Genomic DNA, 17175 nt, shown 5'->3' with positions numbered 1-17175 from the left:
ACAGATGATTTTGAATAAGTTGTTCTGCGAACAAAGCGGCCCGCGTCAAATACAGGCCACTAAAGACAAGGTAGTGAATATAATGATTCTATTTGTAGACGTTGTTCCAAGTAATTGAGTCATTGTCGAGCGACATTTTTTCAATACCTTTTGGAATATCAACGAGCTCTTCACCCAATTTATTAATGCCAATTTTTGAAAAATTCATACTATCTTTATCAATTGATATCTCAGCAACCAAATCTTCTCCGGCTAAGACTTTGACTAAATAATTTGAGTTGCCCTCCACTAAGTCGAAAGTCAATTCCTTTTCAGAAACAGACTTGGCTACAACTGCATGGAGCAGAAACTGACTAGATTTTGATTCAACCATTAATCTATGTGCATTATCGAATGGCTGTCCGTCCACTCTAATCTCCCGTTCCTCATTAACAACTCTAGTACTAACACCCTCTGTAGGCAGCAATGTTGTTATCTTAGTTTCAATATGCCTATTGACCGCCGAGTATGAGTCGTGTGAGATCTGAGGATGGGATTGAAAGTGCGCAATAAAGGTCATCGCAGCATCCGGATCTCTTTTAACAACGTTATCCAAGATCAACAAACTTTCGATTGGTTTTATAAAAAGAAAGCTTCGCTTCACATTATCCACGACTTTATCACTGTAAGCATCACTCAAATCTACGGACGCATAAAAATAGTCATCCTCGCTAGTAACATCAGTAACACTTCCACGCGGTTCATATTGATATTGAGGCCCCTCTCCGTTCACTAACAATACATTGTGTGCAATTGGTAAGTTGACATTAACTCTTTCTTGTTCGAGGTAACCTGGTATTTGCCCGTTTAGCGATCCGTATCCTCTTGCAGGAGATTCCCGGCTTGCCCAAACGCCATCTTTCCAGAACTGCCAATTTCCTGAATCTAAGTGCTCGTGTCCCACAGGGTTAGGCGAAGTCAGTTGTAAATTAACTACTGCCGCATCCTCGTCCCATGAGCTTTTAGTATATGCGTATGCCAGCTCACCATCTATGAAATAATCAGTTGGCAACTGATTCAATTGAGAAACATCTCCACCGTTATCAAACGCTTTAATATAGTTGGGTATTTCTGACGCGGATGAATTCCGCTCTGTAATATTTCGCAAGTAACCCTCTAACCCAGAACCATCCCATTCAGTTAACGCATAAGATAAAAATCTTTGTAGGCCATAATTTAGTTGTGCGTTACCACTATAGAACCCACCTGCATCACCGTATGGAAACACTGTCCAACCCGCAGCCTCGGAGTTTGGGTTGTCAAAGGTTTTCTTTGGTAGGGTTGAATACAATAACCACCATGCCGAATTCCGATACCAATTTGTTTCTGTATGCAGGTCACGTCCGTACATCTTTAGAGTTTTTTGCACGGAATTCTTATAATAGAGCAGATAAGGTCCATAATTAACTCCTTCAGAAGGTATTCCTGAAGGAGAGCCAATATTGAAATGAGGAATACCTATATTTTCCCACCTTTCTGCCAAAGAACGCTGCAAAAACATGTCCGCTTTTTCATCGTCACCATAAATAGCAATGCCCCAAAGAACAGCATTGCGGAAATAACCCCAAAAGAAGTTATTTTCATCAAATATAGGCAGAGCAGAGCCCCAATATGTATCGAGGAATTTTTCAAAAGTAGGAGTTAAACGAGAAGCGATGTAATTTCTCTGTTCTGCACTCATATAATCATATAGCCAATCAAACGACAAAATTGTTTCCTCACCATACCAACGACAGGTATTGCAGGTTTTTAAATTTAACTCCGAATATATTTCTTCAGCAGCTCGATACATACCCTCGATAGCTATGTCTGCATAACGACTCTCGCCTGTGAGAAGGTATTTAAACGCATTGCCAGAAGGATCGAAGCCACTGTAACCAGGTATTAATATATTTCCTGGTTCGAATGGGTTTTTAGAATGCCAGTCTCGCAGTTCATTCATATTATCTTGGGTAAAAAGCAATCTCGGGTGAGATGGTGAAATGTTTTTTGTCCATTCTAAATCAGTCGCCAAATTCTCATCGGGGTCATGAGGATCAGATGGGGGCGCAGCGGGAGGTATCGCCGGAGAAGAGTCAACAGGGCCCTCGTTGGCTAATACAGTGTGTAAACCAACGTACGCGCTATCTAGATACAATTGTGCCCTCTCATTGCCTATATTCTGTATAGAGAAGTAAATCCGATCAACTTCAATTGGGCTTTGTGTACCGTCATCAATAGCCACTTCCAGCAATTCACCGGAAACTGTCAGAGAATCCGTAGAGTCTAAGCAATTTCTACTAAAGTCTCCGTTTTGAAATACTATAAATAAGCACATTTCTAGGTAGCCGGTATAATCACTGCTTAGCTGCTTTGCATATATGTGTGCCTTAGCAGAATCACTGAAAGTGTTACTATTCCATGGAAAATCGTAAGAAAAAAATATCCTATGATAACTTGGCAAATCGGCTCGAAGACTTCCATTATTATCTAGACCTGGCTTGATTATTTCAAAAGTACTGTCTCTACTGGTAGACGTAAAACCATTTAAGTTAGCTTCAAATGAAGAGTCTAAAAGTGTGTCAAAACTCGAAGGGATTTCAGGTAAAGCTACATTAACAGGTGGTTGGGAGTTACCTGTAGTCGGGGGGGTTACGACCATCGATACTTCATCTACAAGGAGTTTTACAGTACCAACATCGTGTTTAGATTCAATGCGAAACCAAACCCGGTCTACTTCAACATTTGGCTCAATGTCTGAAACGGCCTCAAAATTGACTATCTCATTAGGAGAGAGCTTAGCATTATCACAAGAGGAAACTAGCGTACCATTCTGGAAATAAACATTGCTGCACAATTCAATATCAGCGAGCACATCAGATACGTTTTTCACCAGAGCTTTGGAAGATATTACTTGATAAAATTCACCACTTCCCCAGTTCGGATCGTGAAGGTAAGACACTTCATAATATGGTGGTAAATCGACGATTAAACTCGAATTCCCTCTAAGAGGCGGATGTACAGACTCCCCAGTATTTAAAATTGATAAATTAGCCGAATCATTGGCAAAAAAACCATGATATCCACTTTCAAAATCTCCATTGGAGATAAGCTCTCTCTCGTTGGCAAAAGAGTTTGCGCTAAGGGATAGTATCCCTATGAGAATAGTTCGTGTTGCTAGATACTTGACCATTGTCTACTCCACGTAGTGAATTAATATTTGTCCGAATGACCTTTCAACATGGCTCCAAACTTCTATGCTAAACAACGTCCACACGAAGAGTTATCAAGGTGAGGATACTCTCAGTGTCTTCCTCTATCGAATCATGTCGAAATCAAACTAACTTTCAAGTCCGTCGAGAAGCATCAAAAGTAGTGGGGTGACTAGAAATGACAATGATGAAAACAGTTTGGGACTGTACCTCTAAAGACCAGAAAATATGAGCGGTGTATGTTGCACAAAGAAGTTAAAAGGGCCAAAAAGCGCACTAAAAACAAATCATGCTTCGATAACCTGTCACATTCCCAAAAAACGAGCTAAAGCTATAAATTGCTTCATGTCTTTGTTGCACTCAATACGACCAATACGACCAGTTAAACATCGAGGCAGCTCTATACAATAATGCGCTCGATTCAACGGACCAAATATGATGTGCTTCAATTTTTATACCGCCTTAACTGGTTGCAATATTAATAGAAACTTGGAGTTGCAAACACTAACGTTTTGGTCCCCCAACAGGTTGTATTCAATGCATTCAATTCACGTTAAAAGAACATTATTCAAAAGTTTATTATTGCTTACGTCGGCCTCTGTATGCCTTAGTCTTTATGCCAGCCCATCGGAAATCATTTTGCAGGCAAATGGTGAAGGAACAAGTCATAGTGGGGATTGGTACTACGCAAGCGGTGCATCTATGCCATACAACGGCAACAGAGGTGTGTACACTTCTGCTGGTGGCAATAGTACTTATCGTTTTTCACCTAACTTTCCTCAACTTAGTACTTATGAGGTCGAAGTCTTTAACTCTTGTTATACTCCTAGAAGCACGGAAGTGAAACATACCGTTGTGCACAAGCATGGAACAGCAGAATTGGTAGTTGATCAAAACTGCGAATCTGACGAATTTGTGGGGCAATGGCGTCCGATTGGCAGCTTTGAATTTGATTTAGGTCAAAGTGGTTTTGTCGAAATTAGTTCTGAGGGTAGTAATAACCAATATGTCGGTGCAACAGCCGTAAGATTTCGCTATGAATTACGAGATAATGAGGAGCCTGTTCACGAACCTCAGAACACGGCACCAGTGCTATCACTTTCATTAACAAGTATTGCAGTTCAACAAAACGCGACTTTTTCTATAGATGCAACTGCGATCGATGAAGAAGATGGAGATCTATCGAACTCTATCCAATGGAGTGCTGAGGAATTTACACATAATGGCAGCTCGATTATGGTTACGGCTCCAGCTCAGAGCTTCACTATAGAGGTTAGTGTGGTTGACTCAGAAGGCCTTTCAACAAATAAAAGTATATATGTAGATGTGACTCCTATTAATGAACAAATCAGTATTGAAGATTCATTTGATTGTACCCATCTAGAGCCTCTTAATTCTTTTTCGTCCATTAACACTGAAGCCCTGCCGGACGTAGGAAAGAAATGTGGCAGATATGAGGCTAGACTGCTAAACAATGATGGAGACAGAACTTTGTTCTACCATTCGGATCAGGGAAGATTAGATTTTGTAGAAGGGTTTAAGTTCCCTTTTGAAGTTATTTTGAGAAACGTCGGTACTGCTCCACTGGATAACCCTTTAAGTCCTCACAACCCTGCGAGAGGAGCTTATAATTTTGTTGGTGTTCAAATTCACCATCCCAGTTTCGAGAACGTAAATTCCGCTCATTTGGTAGTTGGTCATCGTGGAGAAGTGCAAAATACAATAGAGGGAAAGTTAACTTCCGATGGAATTTCTCGAACAACTGACGCTGGAGAAAACATATTACCAAATGGAAGAGCAGACCTTCGGTTAGTTGGTAGTCTAGACGGCACGCTGAGCGCCTATTGGCAATTACCAAATTTAAGTGGGAATGAAAACCTTGATCGTTGGAATCTGTACAATCAAAATGGAGATTTGGCATATCAAGATGCGAGCAGTGGGCCTACTTGGGGGGTAGATGGGGAAGTATCTATAGGTATTATTACTTATGCTTATTCCACTGCAGGTTTACCGTTTATGGGAATCGTTGATTCTATAAAAGTAATTCAGCATTAACTTCAGTTGCATTGTTAAAGTAGTCACTTGGTACTGTTAATATTTGGACAATTACCGTATCAGGTGGCAATCTTGGTATATTATCTGCGAAGAAAGCCACTAAATATGTGTACAAAACAACTTGCTCAAGAGATCTTTAGACTAACTTCAAAACGTAAAATAATATAGTAAACAAAATTCTTTAACTGTCGTAACGCAATGAGCGTCTACCCCCGTAAAGCTTCTTTTCAGATGATGTAAAAATCAGACTGCACAACTAGTAAAAAATCAAATTTTGACAGGAACTTTATGGTTAAGGCACAAGTTCCGAATATTGAGAAAAAAGAATAAGCGCGTCTAACTTGACAGTAGTCGTAAGCCTGGTTAAGCAAGAACGGTATTCATTGAACGTAATGTTCTTGCCTGTTTCAGAATAATTGTTTATCAGTAAGTCTGTTGCCACGTAGTTTTCAATATACGCACACAAAGTTTATTAGACATTTGCCGAACTTGAGAGTTAGCCTATTATGGTATTTTCCAGTACTAGAAATGGATAAAAACTATTTGACCTTATTTTACATGCTTCGGAGTTTCTAAAATCTTTAGTTCTCTCTAAATAAATGATCTCGGGCTCTATTCCCATATTATCCCACCAGTTAAATGAACTGCGGACCCCTGAGATCACATTCGGGTTTTCTCTCGTCCCAATGAATCCCTAGCCCCAGTGTTTTGCTAGCAGGTAAAATTTGCTGTAAGCAATCTGTTTGACTGAAAGCTTGTAGCTGTATGTTTCTGATATGAAGTGCAAAAACAATGTAAAACCCGTGATGCGGTTCGTTTTATTTGCAGATTATCAACAAGTGAACTAAATAAGACGCCTCGCGGGAACAAGAGCCTTTTAAAAAAACTCTTGTACTCACTTTTAGTAACCACTTATCGGATAGAATATTATTCGTGCTGGTGAAGAATCTCCTACATAAGTTTTTGCTTTTTTCATGGTACTAAACGCTTCTCTACCAGAGTAGGAATTGACCATTTTCACTGCAATTCCTTGGTGAGAACTAGGAACTACACTCGGAGAAACTCGACGATGGCGACTTAAACCAGAAAGCCAATGCTGACTGTAGATGTATATTGCTCCGGAGTCCGTTCTATTGTTGCGGCCAGACCGAAAATTGTAGTCGGCTGAACCTACTGCAATATCCCATTTATTTATTGAAGAAGCCGACACACTTACGTCCGAACAAAAATGGGCCTCTGACTGCGCGTCATAATAGCTTCGATTGTAAGGTAGGTAATTGTCAATGTAATTCGCTTTGCCCTTGCTGATGTTAAACACGCCGACTGAGCCGCTTTCAAGGCGATTACTTGAAGTGTAATTTGGAGAGCATACTGCAACCACGTTATTCGATATGGAAACTGATTTGCCAAACTGATCACCACTTTGCTGATAAGGATTGCTAACGCGTATAGGGTAATCTGTAGGATTATCCATTGAAAACACATATGCTGCACCGAAGTGTGACTCATCTCCAGGCATTCCTATGACAACTGAATTGTTAGTTTTGTCATCAATTTCTATTGAAAAGCCAAAAAATTTATTTCCTTGTACAGAGCTCTTATTAACAATACTGGAAGTTAATCTCCATTGGTACTCCCAGCGCCCCGAAATCAATTTGTAACCTTCAACTGCGCCCATATTTTCGCGATTACCATTATAAAATGGGTCGCTTACAACCAAGTATCTATCTGTAATGTCAACTTCGTAACCAAAATTTTCATATGCAAAATTTCCTGGCACCGTGGAGTGATGGCTGTAGAAATCGGAAGAACTATCAAGTCGATAGATTTCAACTGCCCCGGGACGACGACCAGTATGGCTATCACCTGCATGTGTTCTTCCAATTGCTAACCATTCTCCACTTGGTGATATAGATGCCGAAAGTCCAATGTCCTCACCTAACCCATCAAAACCAAAATCAATCATATGCCACGACATTGGATTATCGCTATATTTTATCGAGTGGAGAAGCTTCCAGTCTGAATATTCTCCAGAGGAAATTCTGCTCCTTTTATAGATATACACAGCTCCTTCAATTGTGTGCTCGGTTGGTGAACTGTGATATCCAGTAGGCCGAAGCTTAGTATACCCAGGGTCAGTCGTTACCAAAAATTGATTATACTTCCCTTCGCTGATATCAAGATTATTACCGAAGTCAACGACTTCCAAAGGGCTACTTATTTGAGAATGTCCTAGCACATCTGTGGCGTTCACACATGCTGAAAACATTAATGCAGCAGATAATATGAGCGCTACTAAACTAGACTGACTTCGCATTGGTATTTACTCCTTTCTTAATTTTTAACTGATTACTTAATTTCTTAAATACTGAAGTACGGTCTTCTAAAACGTCCGCACTTAATATTAACTCTTCGCTACAAGTTGTTGCAGTTGCAAGATTCGTCAAGTTGTTTCAAAACATCGTGAGGTGTTGCAAAACGATATAACCTACCTCTCTTGCGTGAGTCTAAATACGCCATATGCTCTAAGGAAGTTGCAACAAATTCGAATTATGATTTTAAAATGAGTTAACACTCCGTTTTTATGAAGCTTTTGAGCAACATATTTGGCAGTGCATTCTGGATAAGGCTGCAGACTAACTGACAAGCAACAGCGTTGTTTGTTTTATTTATAAATGAGTGACTTATTAAGCATCAATCTGTCAATTTTAGTATTTAATTGAATTTTTAGAGGAGTATTATTTCGTTTATTAGCCATCGATTGATCAGGCGGGATAATTACTAAACATTACGAGAACGATTAATAGAAGAAGAGAAAAGCGTGATCCTAAGCACCTCAAATTCCAACCCCATAGAGGGTCGAATTTGTAATGTATAAATCTATAAAATCTGCGGATGAAATCGGTCAGCTAAAAAAATTCTATGGCCCAAACATAATAACAATGATTTTACTGCGCAATGCTCTCTGAGAAATAGCTACCGCGCATTGGACGATTGAGACTTAATAGCACTTTGTAAGACTGAAAAGTCTGTGAATATAATTAATACCTGTGAACCGCTTGGAATTGAGCGTAAACAGACAAAATATACTTTGGCACTTCTGTCAATATTACCAATTGGGGGATCTAAGTCGTAGTATTAAAACTTGGGGTCAACTTGGCATCGAGCCGATTGAAATGATTAACCTGGTATTCTTGACCTCTCAAATTGATAGATATCAGTGAGAGTTTACTTGTAATGGCCTTCACACTGTAGCTCCTGCATAGGAAACTATTATTAGATGAGGTGGGCATCGAATTTATGATTGTAACGCATTGATTAGGGCACAAATTTAAAGAGTTAATAAGAGCATAAATGAACGAGATAGAAACTAGAGCTGGCCTTCATCAAACTGAAAATTATTCATTTGCCAAACGTTGCGGTGAGCGATTGTTTGTTTCGGGTCAAGTCCCACTCGACTCTAAGAACAACTTGGTTGGAATATCTGACCCTTTTATCCAAGCCAGACAATGCTTAGTCAACTTAAAGAAAGTAATGAATTGTCACTTTTTTAGTTTTGATGATATCAAGCATATAACGATATATGTTGCAGGGAATCGAGATGATCTCCTGAAAGCATGGAAAGCTGTGACATTTATGTTTCCCGACGGGGCACCGCCTTCAACACTATTGGGTGTTTCGATGTTAGGCTATGAACATCAAATGGTTGAAATTGACGCAAAAATTTCCAAAGGTTGTAGTTAAAGATATATTCAAATAACGTCTCACTCGTTCTAATATCACACCACATTTTGAGTGATTTTCGTGCAGCTCACTTTGCTTTACCTCACCGATATGTTTGTATTTGAAGGCAATTATAAATTCAATATTTCTTAAACCTCAAGGTTTGGTTTATGAGTAGACATATTATGTGGTAACAATATACAAATCAGGTTTAACGATAATTAATCGTTAACGGACATCGCGCAAACACACTATACTCTTGGAAAAAATAGCAGCGAGCTACCATTAAATTTCCTGATTTAGCAATGCAGTATCGATTATTGTTGTGGTTAATAACTACTAATTAACTTGTTTTGTAGAGATAGCGCCCCAAATGCAAGTGCCCAGGATAGATAAATTTCCAAAAAAGTCCAGGAGCATCAATTTGGAGAACATAGGTTCAACAAAAACGAAATAATAGTTAAAATAAACAAATGGAATTGAGCCAAACAATCCAAATATAACATAAGTTTTTTTTGTAAACGTTGACCAGAAAATGACAATTGATACTAAAACGGCCTGTGCTCCGAAACACTGAAGAAGTAGGCTGGAAAGATCATTGAGAATCACGTATTGTTGATTTATTGAGAGAGATTCGACAGTTTGTGGGTCAACAATACACCACCCTCCTAAGATAAAAAATACGAATCCCAAATAGAGTTGAGGCCTCTCTGGAGTAGGTAAAAATTTCTTCACTTATTTGCTCCTTTAAATTTTTTAACCAATTTCGTTGCGAAAAAACATTACCTAATTTTTTTTGCTACTAACGAATATATATGCCATCGGTGTTGCGCGCCTTCAATGTTTATCCCCTCTTGCAAATGTTCCGAAAAAAGCTTAATCGAAAAATTCTCAAACAACTGAATAATTCGCTCTTCGCTAAGCACCAATAAATCATCCCAATATCTAGTTCGTGCACCGCCACTACCTATCATGGAATCTTTTGGACCTAAAAAAGATCCACAAAAAACCCCATTAGGTTCTAGAGACGCACAAATTTCCTGCCAGACACTTTCAAATTTATTTGGGTGGCAGAAAAACAGACTCGAGTCGGCGACAAAGAGGTTGGTTTTAGGGTAAGCATAATCATAGAAAGTCGCAATATTTAGGTGAACCTTGGAATTCCTTGAATACCTACGCTTACAGAGCTCTATAGCATATTCTTCAATATCAAATGCATACACTTCGAAACCTTCGTCGAGTAAAAAACCTATGTCGCTTCCTGATCCACATCCACAATCGATTGCTACCTTTTTAGACACTGACAAATCAGAGGCTAGTTTTAGCTCATCTCGAATATCTTTGTCTCTCGTCGAATCAAAATAATACTTTTTAGATTCAGCTTGAATATGCCTACTCCCCGCTATCTACTGTAGACCTATAGTATTTCACCTAGCGCGAGACTAACTAGGCTTAAAAACCCCAATTGGAGCTAAATGGGGCGTTCATAGGATCCTCCAAAGTATAATTTCGTGTATTTTGCAACTTTATAGAGATTGTTCTAGTAATTGGGTTTGACAACTCAATTTACTTACCTTCAAAAGGAAAAAAAATGACTAAACTTAAATTACCTCACCAGACAAATGATTTATTTATAACCGACGGTGGCTTAGAAACTGTAATGGTTTTTCAAAAAGAAATAGACTTACCTTTGTTTGCATCATTTACTTTGCTTGGGTCTGAAAATGGACGAAATGCATTAAGGGATTATTTCAGCGATTATTTTGAGTTAGCTGACAAACACAAAATTACTTTGCTACTTGACACTCCAACCTGGAGAGCCAACAGAGATTGGTGTAATAAACTAGGGCTAAAAACAAAGGAAATACAAGCTCTGAATTTGAAATGTGTTTCTTTCATGAGAAATCTACAAGCACAGCATGCACAAACGGATAGCCTAATAAGCGGTTGTATCGGCCCTCGTAACGACGGGTACGTGGTGACTGAACGAATGACCATGGAAGAGGCATACGAATATCATTCCGAGCAAGTTGCAACTCTTGCTAGTGCAGATGTTGACTTGATAACTGCACTAACGTTGAATTATCCAGATGAGGCAATAGGTATAGTAAAGGCAGCAAAAGAATGCAATATGCCGGTTGTTATTTCATTTACAACTGAAACAGATGGGCGATTACCAGACGGAAGCTCTTTGAAAGATGCAATTGAAACTGTTGATAAAACAACAGGCGGAGGGCCAGATTACTATATGGTAAATTGTGCCCACCCGACTCACTTTGAAACTGCATTGCTTGCCGGAGAGTGTTGGACCAAGAGAATAAAAGGTATAAGAACGAACGCTTCTTGCAAAAGCCACGCGGAACTGGACGAATGCGAAGTACTCGACGATGGGGACCCAGTTGAACTCGCAATGCAAGTGAAAAACATTGTGGATCAACACCCGTCTATAAACATTCTTGGTGGGTGTTGTGGCACAGACATCAGGCATGTGTCTAAGATGCTAGCTTAAAAGCTTTTAATGATCCTGTAATAGGCTCTGTGCAACTTACAAGATCATAGATTATCGGTGAGTCGTTGTTAAAATTTAATTATAAAACGACTCACCACTAGTAACCTGTTTCGTAGTGCAATTGGACATGTTATTTTTGTAGTGTGCTTCAAGGTGATGCTTTTTTAATGGTTTATGTTTGCCAGCCTATCGCTACTAAACTCACTGAGTTCTGACATTACAAATATCTGTCGCCTTTTTTTTAATTTCTTTTGTAAAGCTCACGCTTTATTTGTTTGCCCAAAAATCAATATTTTTTAGTGTCGATTAGTTAAAATACGCTGGACAAAAACGGTCAGAAGAAATATTTCTTACGAAGAGTACTCAATATTCCTTACTCAACGGAATTTGGCTTTTCTACCATTATTGGCACAGCTAAAGGAATCCCTATTTTTTTGCATAGCTATGTATTGGGTACACATTTTACTTTTGTTATCGCAACGGCTGAAAGTACTTACCATGGTGCTCGAACATGCGAATGCGACCGTGACATACACCTGCAAGAATATGGATATGCTTTTTTTTGACTATATCTGTGCCAGCCGCGTGAATGTATATTGGTAGGAACCGTGAAGAGGGGACAAATTAAGGTATTTGGCAGTCAGTCGAAATTGGGCTTTTGAGTAAAACCACAAAAACTGGAGTGATCGTCACAAGAGTAGGCTGTTTAAAACTCGGTTAAGCTAACAACTGCCTGACGCCAAACGACAGCTGTTAGCTTGTAAACGAACTTATTTATTGGTAGATATGGGGTGATCACATCGTTTTGGCGTTAGTACTTTCAAAAATCTTGTCAGCAGATGCTGCGACAAATCCCTGATACATATTTCCATCAGGCATTTTATAACGCTGTGCAAATTCGTAGAAACAACTAGGTATCTGCTTTTTGGTATCACTGAATTGGACTTCAATGTGATCGGCCATGGTCGAGGACTGCGCAAGATGAACCTCTGGACCGCCTTTTATTTCACCACCAGAGGTGTTGAGTACAAACCCCGCTTCTTTAAGCTGCTGATTGACATCGGCCAACACTTGGAAATGTTGTAAATGGTTGACTGAAACCGTGAAGTGATTTGCACGAAATCCCCACGCTGCCATCCACGCTGCATATTCAGAGGCTTCCAACAAGGTGTCATAGTCTTCGCTTGATACCTGCCAGTGGGTTCCTGAATATAAAAAGTCATCTTGCGCGGCGGCGTTCGGTTCGATATTCGTTACCATTTTTTGAATAATTGCTTGAACGGACTCACTAAAGGCTTCAACAATTAGTTCACTGATAAAAACTTTTGGTTTAGTGGTATCAGCATGTTCAAAATGTTTTGCAATTAACTTCTTTTGCTCAAAGTTGTATTGACCTTTTTCTTCGTACCCTAGGGCAATGAAGTGTGCGGCTAGTTTATCTAGGTTGATTTTGTCTATGTTGAAAGTACGAAATGCAACATGGTCGTTAACGAGTTCTGATTGGCCTGCTGTTTCGCCAAGAAGTTGGTGAACTTTCTGTGCTGAAGGCGTGATCGCCAAGTAGTCCTGCCATAGATTGGCGAACAAGGTATCAATATTTGTATGCATAATGGTATCTCTTAAAACATCAGGCTCTGCGGAAAATCCCGCAAAGCCTATTTAATGTGGAAAAATTAGAACTTGAAACCTAATCTGGCTTGCTAAAATTTAAGGCCTGGGCTTAAGCTAGCTGGCATGTTCACTGCTTCAAGCTCGACTGATGCGACTGGGAATGCACAGTAATCGGCAGCGTAGTATGCGCTTGCCCTGTGATTCCCGCTTTCACCAATTCCGCCAAAAGGCGCGGCACTGCTAGCGCCTGTGATGGGGCGGTTCCAATTCACAATGCCCGCTCGAATGCGTTTAAAGAAATGCTGGTAATCGCTTTCGTTGTCGCTCAGAAGCCCAGCACTGAGGCCAAAACTTGTATTGTTGGCCATCGCAATCGCATCATCAAAATCATTGTAACGGATCACTTTTAATAAAGGCCCAAAGTGTTCTTCATCTGGCATGACGTTCGCGATAGCCGTTACATCCAAAATTCCTGGTGTGACAAAGCCCGATTCTGTATCTGTGTGTTGCAACTTGATGAGTACGCTGGCACCTAATTCGATTAATTGGTCTTGTGCTCTGACCATTGACGCTGCTGCTTGTGAAGAAATCATTGCACCCATAAACGGTTGTTCATCAGCGTCGTATTGACCTACGCCAATGTTCTTGGTGACGTCTATCAATCGGGCCAATATGGCGTCGCCTTTTGCTCCAGCTTCGATAAACAATCTTCTGGCACAGGTACAGCGTTGTCCTGAGGTAACAAACGCGGATTGCACAATGTCATGCACTGCGGCATCTATGTCACTAACATCTTTAACAATCAGCGGGTTGTTGCCGCCCATTTCAAGGGCAAGTATTTTGCCAGGGTGGCCGGCAAATTGCTCGTGTAGGATCTTGCCAGTGCGTGAACTACCAGTAAAAAACAGACCATCGATTCCATTATGGCTGGCAAGTGCTTTGCCGGTTTCAACTTCGCCTTGTACCAGGTTTAGCACCCCATCAGGTAAACCAGCTTGTTGCCATATTTTGACCATTTTTTCTGCGACCAACGGTGTCAGGTCGCTGGGTTTAAAGACAATGGTGTTGCCTGCCAATAAAGCCGGAACAATGTGTCCGTTTGGCAGATGCCCAGGGAAGTTATAGGGACCAAACACGGCGACCACACCATGCGCTTTGTGACGAATAAAGGCTTTGCCCAATGGCATAGGGTTTTCAACGGTTCCAGTGCGTTCATGATAAGCTTTTTCAGAAATACCTATTTTGCCAATCATAGCTGCGACTTCAGTGGCGGTTTCCCAAAGTGGCTTTCCAGTCTCCTGAGCAATGGTTAAAGCCAGATCTTGTTTGTTTTCGCCTAAAAGCTCAGCGTAACGTTTAACAATTGCAAGACGAGATTCGAAATCCAAATCACTCCAATCGATAAAAGCATTGCGAGCCGACGCGATAGCTTCATCTACTTGCTGGGCAGATGCAGACTTCGCTTGCCAGATACGCTGTTTTTTTGCTGGGTCAATAGACTGAATGTCGTGGCCTTGGCCAGCTTGCCATTGACCACCAATTAAATGTGCAAGAGTGCTCATAGTTCGTATTCCTGTCGCTGTTTAACAGCTAATTTTTGTTGGGGCAAAACGAATTGATTGTCCGTTTTCTACTTGTAGGGATTGCGCAGCTGCGGCGGAAATATACGCTTGACCAGACGCTCTATCGACCAATACTTCGGTGGTAACTGCACGGAAAGATTCCACCTGTGTGTTGATTACAAAGTTCAATATACCTTGCTGAGCTTTATCGTCATCAATATGTATTGGCAAATTTTTGCTGGCTTGCGCGGTGCGAATGTGTTCAAGGTTCGCTTCAACAGTAGGGCCAGCGTCGAATATATCCACGTACCCTCTGCAACTAAAGCCCTCTTGTTGCAACAACTGCAACGCCGGACGAGTCTTTTCGTGGACTTTGCCAATAACGGCTTGAGCCGCTTTACTCAGCAAATTCACGTAAATAGGATACTTAGGCATTAACTCCGCAATAAATACTTTGTCACCTATCCCTGTCATATAATCTGCAGTGGGAAAATCCATAGAGAAGAAATGCTCTTCTAACCATTGCCAGAAAGGTGAGGTGCCATTTTCGTCGCTAACACCGCGCATTTCTGCAATGACCGTTTGCGCAAATCGCTGTTGATGCTCAGCCATGAATAGAAAGCGAAATTTAGACAAAAGACGGCCATTGCTGCCTTGTCGTGCATTCTCTTTGAGAAATAAAGTGCAAATTTCTGACACGCCAGTGTAGTCGTTGCACAAGGTTAAAATGTCGACGGTATTGTGCACATTTAGCTCACGAGAAGCATGAACCACTTTTCCGCAATGGTAGTGATAAAATGCATCGTCTAATCCAACGGTTGCTTCGATGCCACTTGTGCCAACTACTTCGCCGGTTTCAGTGTCTTCCATGACAAACAAATAACTTTGGTTTCCCGGTTTATCAACATTTTCAGTAAACGCAGCTTCAGAGCGGGTTATTTTGCTTTTTAGTAAAGACTCATTTACTGGCAATGAGGTAAAACCAATGCCTGATTCGATTGCGATATCATGCAATGAATCATAATCTTTTTCAGCTATCGGGCGGATCACTTTCATTGTCGGGCGCTCCTGAGACTATGGTCTGCGACTTAACCGTTAACCACGTGCGCAACAGCGCGTTCGAAGCGCTCTAGGCCTTCCTTGATATCTTCGTCTGGGATCACCAAAGACGGAGCAAAACGCACGACGTTTGCGCCAGCGACCAAACACATTAATCCGTTTGCCGCTGAAGCAACTAAAAAGTCTCTTGCGCGTCCTTTATAATCTTCATTCAATGCACAGCCTAAAAGCATTCCTTTACCACGGACTTCGGTAAATACTTTGTACTTATCATTGATAGCCTTTATTCCTTCACGAAACAGGGCTTCTTTTTTCAAAACGCCTTCTAGTACTTCTGGAGTGTTAACAATATCTAACGCTTTTTCGGCGACTGCACAGGCTAATGGGTTGCCGCCATAAGTACTACCATGAGTACCTGGTTTAAGGCTCTTGGCGATCTCTTCGGTAGTCAGCATGGCACCAATTGGGAATCCGCCGCCTAGGGATTTTGCAGTGGTCAAAATATCAGGTGTAACGCCTAAACCCATGTATGCATAGAGGTGACCTGTGCGGCCGACACCAGATTGTACTTCGTCGAAAATCAATAAGGCATTGTGTTTATCGCAAAGTGCTCTAACACCTTCAACAAATTCTTGAGTTGGGCTGATTATCCCGCCTTCGCCTTGCAAAGGTTCCATCATAACGGCGCAGGTTCTATCGGACATCGCTGCTTCAAGGGCAGAAAGATCGTTGTAATCAACATGATCGATGGCACCAGGTTTTGGACCAAAACCATCAGAATAAGCCGCTTGGCCGCCTACTGTAACGGTAAAAAATGTTCTACCGTGAAAGCCTTGTTTAAAAGAAATGATCTGGTCTTTACTTTCACCAAAGTGATCTAAGGCAAAACGACGGGCAAGCTTCAACGCTGCTTCATTTGCTTCAGCCCCAGAGTTGGCAAAATATACTCGTTCCGCAAAGGTTGCATCAGTAAGCTTCTTTGCAAGACGCATTGATGGTTCATTGGTGAATACGTTACTTAAGTGCCAAAGCTTTTCGCCTTGCTCTTTTAACGTAGCGACAAGCTCAGGGTGGCAATGACCCAATACGTTTACCGCAATACCGCCTGCAAAATCGATGTATTCAGTACCTTCCTGATCCCATACTCTTGAACCGACACCTTTAACAGGCACCATAGAAGCTGGGTTGTAATTAGGGACCATAACTTCGTCAAACGTTTTACGTGTTACTTGCATGCATTACCTCACATTTATCTTGACCTGCCGCTAATCAGTTTTAGCGATAATTCAAACATTGTCTTGTAGCGAATATTTTGGACTGCGCATTGTGTCAGATTTTAATCAATCTGTCTCTACTCTATGTATTGCAATCCCTTAAAAATAAAGGCTTTACGCTAATTTTGCAGGAATTGTGAATAACTATTTAA

At 40.8% G+C, this 17175-nt stretch carries 11 protein-coding genes; 3 read left to right on the top strand and 8 right to left on the bottom strand.

Annotated elements, in window-relative coordinates; all coding sequences use genetic code 11:
- Positions 1-88: 88 nt before the first annotated feature.
- Positions 89-3211, bottom strand: coding sequence for a hypothetical protein (locus FM019_RS11055; RefSeq protein WP_143835997.1), 3123 nt, complete (start codon positions 3209-3211; stop codon positions 89-91).
- Positions 3212-3767: 556 nt separating this feature from the next.
- On the opposite strand from FM019_RS11055, the gene FM019_RS11050 reads away from it, so the two are divergent.
- Complete coding sequence (locus FM019_RS11050; RefSeq protein WP_143835996.1) at positions 3768-5285, top strand: hypothetical protein; 1518 nt, start codon at positions 3768-3770, stop codon at positions 5283-5285.
- Positions 5286-6186: 901 nt separating this feature from the next.
- On the opposite strand, the gene FM019_RS11045 is transcribed toward FM019_RS11050, so the two are convergent.
- Positions 6187-7602, bottom strand: coding sequence for a hypothetical protein (locus tag FM019_RS11045; protein ID WP_143835995.1), 1416 nt, complete (start codon positions 7600-7602; stop codon positions 6187-6189).
- Between the two features lie 1037 nt (positions 7603-8639).
- Here FM019_RS11045 and FM019_RS11040 point away from each other — a divergent pair.
- Entirely contained in the window at positions 8640-9029 is a 390-nt protein-coding gene (locus FM019_RS11040; protein ID WP_143835994.1) for a RidA family protein, read from the top strand.
- A 318-nt stretch (positions 9030-9347) separates the two neighbouring features.
- Here FM019_RS11040 and FM019_RS11035 read toward each other — a convergent pair whose 3' ends face one another.
- Positions 9348-9743 (bottom strand): hypothetical protein, encoded by a 396-nt coding sequence (locus FM019_RS11035; protein ID WP_143835993.1) that lies wholly within the window; start codon positions 9741-9743, stop codon positions 9348-9350.
- Between the two features lie 47 nt (positions 9744-9790).
- Positions 9791-10396, bottom strand: coding sequence for a class I SAM-dependent methyltransferase (locus tag FM019_RS11030; protein ID WP_260681610.1), 606 nt, complete (start codon positions 10394-10396; stop codon positions 9791-9793).
- 203 nt (positions 10397-10599) lie between these two features.
- Between FM019_RS11030 and FM019_RS11025 the strand changes: the two genes are divergently transcribed.
- Positions 10600-11517 (top strand): homocysteine S-methyltransferase family protein, encoded by a 918-nt coding sequence (locus FM019_RS11025; protein WP_143835991.1) that lies wholly within the window; start codon positions 10600-10602, stop codon positions 11515-11517.
- Between the two features lie 795 nt (positions 11518-12312).
- Here the strand turns inward: FM019_RS11025 and FM019_RS11020 are convergent.
- From FM019_RS11020 to FM019_RS11005, 4 genes are all read right to left on the bottom strand, one after another.
- The gene (locus FM019_RS11020) at positions 12313-13125 is read right to left on the bottom strand and encodes a DUF1338 domain-containing protein (RefSeq protein ID WP_143835990.1); all 813 of its coding nucleotides are present in this window, start codon (positions 13123-13125) and stop codon (positions 12313-12315) included.
- Positions 13126-13217: 92 nt separating this feature from the next.
- Positions 13218-14690: a succinylglutamate-semialdehyde dehydrogenase gene (gene astD, locus FM019_RS11015; RefSeq protein ID WP_143835989.1), complete on the bottom strand. Its 1473-nt coding sequence runs from the start codon at positions 14688-14690 to the stop codon at positions 13218-13220.
- 21 nt (positions 14691-14711) lie between these two features.
- Positions 14712-15746, bottom strand: coding sequence for an arginine N-succinyltransferase (astA, locus tag FM019_RS11010; protein WP_143835988.1), 1035 nt, complete (start codon positions 15744-15746; stop codon positions 14712-14714).
- A gap of 32 nt (positions 15747-15778) precedes the next feature.
- Positions 15779-16984: an aspartate aminotransferase family protein gene (locus FM019_RS11005; RefSeq protein WP_143835987.1), complete on the bottom strand. Its 1206-nt coding sequence runs from the start codon at positions 16982-16984 to the stop codon at positions 15779-15781.
- Between the last annotated feature and the right edge of the window lie 191 nt (positions 16985-17175).

This window comes from Aliiglaciecola sp. M165 (assembly GCF_007197995.1).
Classification (GTDB): Bacteria; Pseudomonadota; Gammaproteobacteria; order Enterobacterales; family Alteromonadaceae; genus Aliiglaciecola.
The sequence above is the reverse complement of the archived record's forward strand: the minus strand, read 5'-3'. Positions and strand labels throughout refer to the sequence as shown.

Excerpts from the sequence above, each read along its gene's own strand:
- FM019_RS11055 (WP_143835997.1), bottom strand. The coding sequence starts at position 3,211 with ATGGTCAAGTATCTAGCAACACGAACTATTCTCATAGGGATACTATCC.
- FM019_RS11050 (WP_143835996.1), top strand. The coding sequence starts at position 3,768 with ATGCATTCAATTCACGTTAAAAGAACATTATTCAAAAGTTTATTATTG.
- FM019_RS11045 (WP_143835995.1), bottom strand. The coding sequence starts at position 7,602 with ATGCGAAGTCAGTCTAGTTTAGTAGCGCTCATATTATCTGCTGCATTA.
- FM019_RS11040 (WP_143835994.1), top strand. The coding sequence starts at position 8,640 with ATGAACGAGATAGAAACTAGAGCTGGCCTTCATCAAACTGAAAATTAT.
- FM019_RS11025 (WP_143835991.1), top strand. The coding sequence starts at position 10,600 with ATGACTAAACTTAAATTACCTCACCAGACAAATGATTTATTTATAACC.
- FM019_RS11020 (WP_143835990.1), bottom strand. The coding sequence starts at position 13,125 with ATGCATACAAATATTGATACCTTGTTCGCCAATCTATGGCAGGACTAC.
- astD (WP_143835989.1), bottom strand. The coding sequence starts at position 14,690 with ATGAGCACTCTTGCACATTTAATTGGTGGTCAATGGCAAGCTGGCCAA.
- astA (WP_143835988.1), bottom strand. The coding sequence starts at position 15,746 with ATGAAAGTGATCCGCCCGATAGCTGAAAAAGATTATGATTCATTGCAT.
- FM019_RS11005 (WP_143835987.1), bottom strand. The coding sequence starts at position 16,984 with ATGCAAGTAACACGTAAAACGTTTGACGAAGTTATGGTCCCTAATTAC.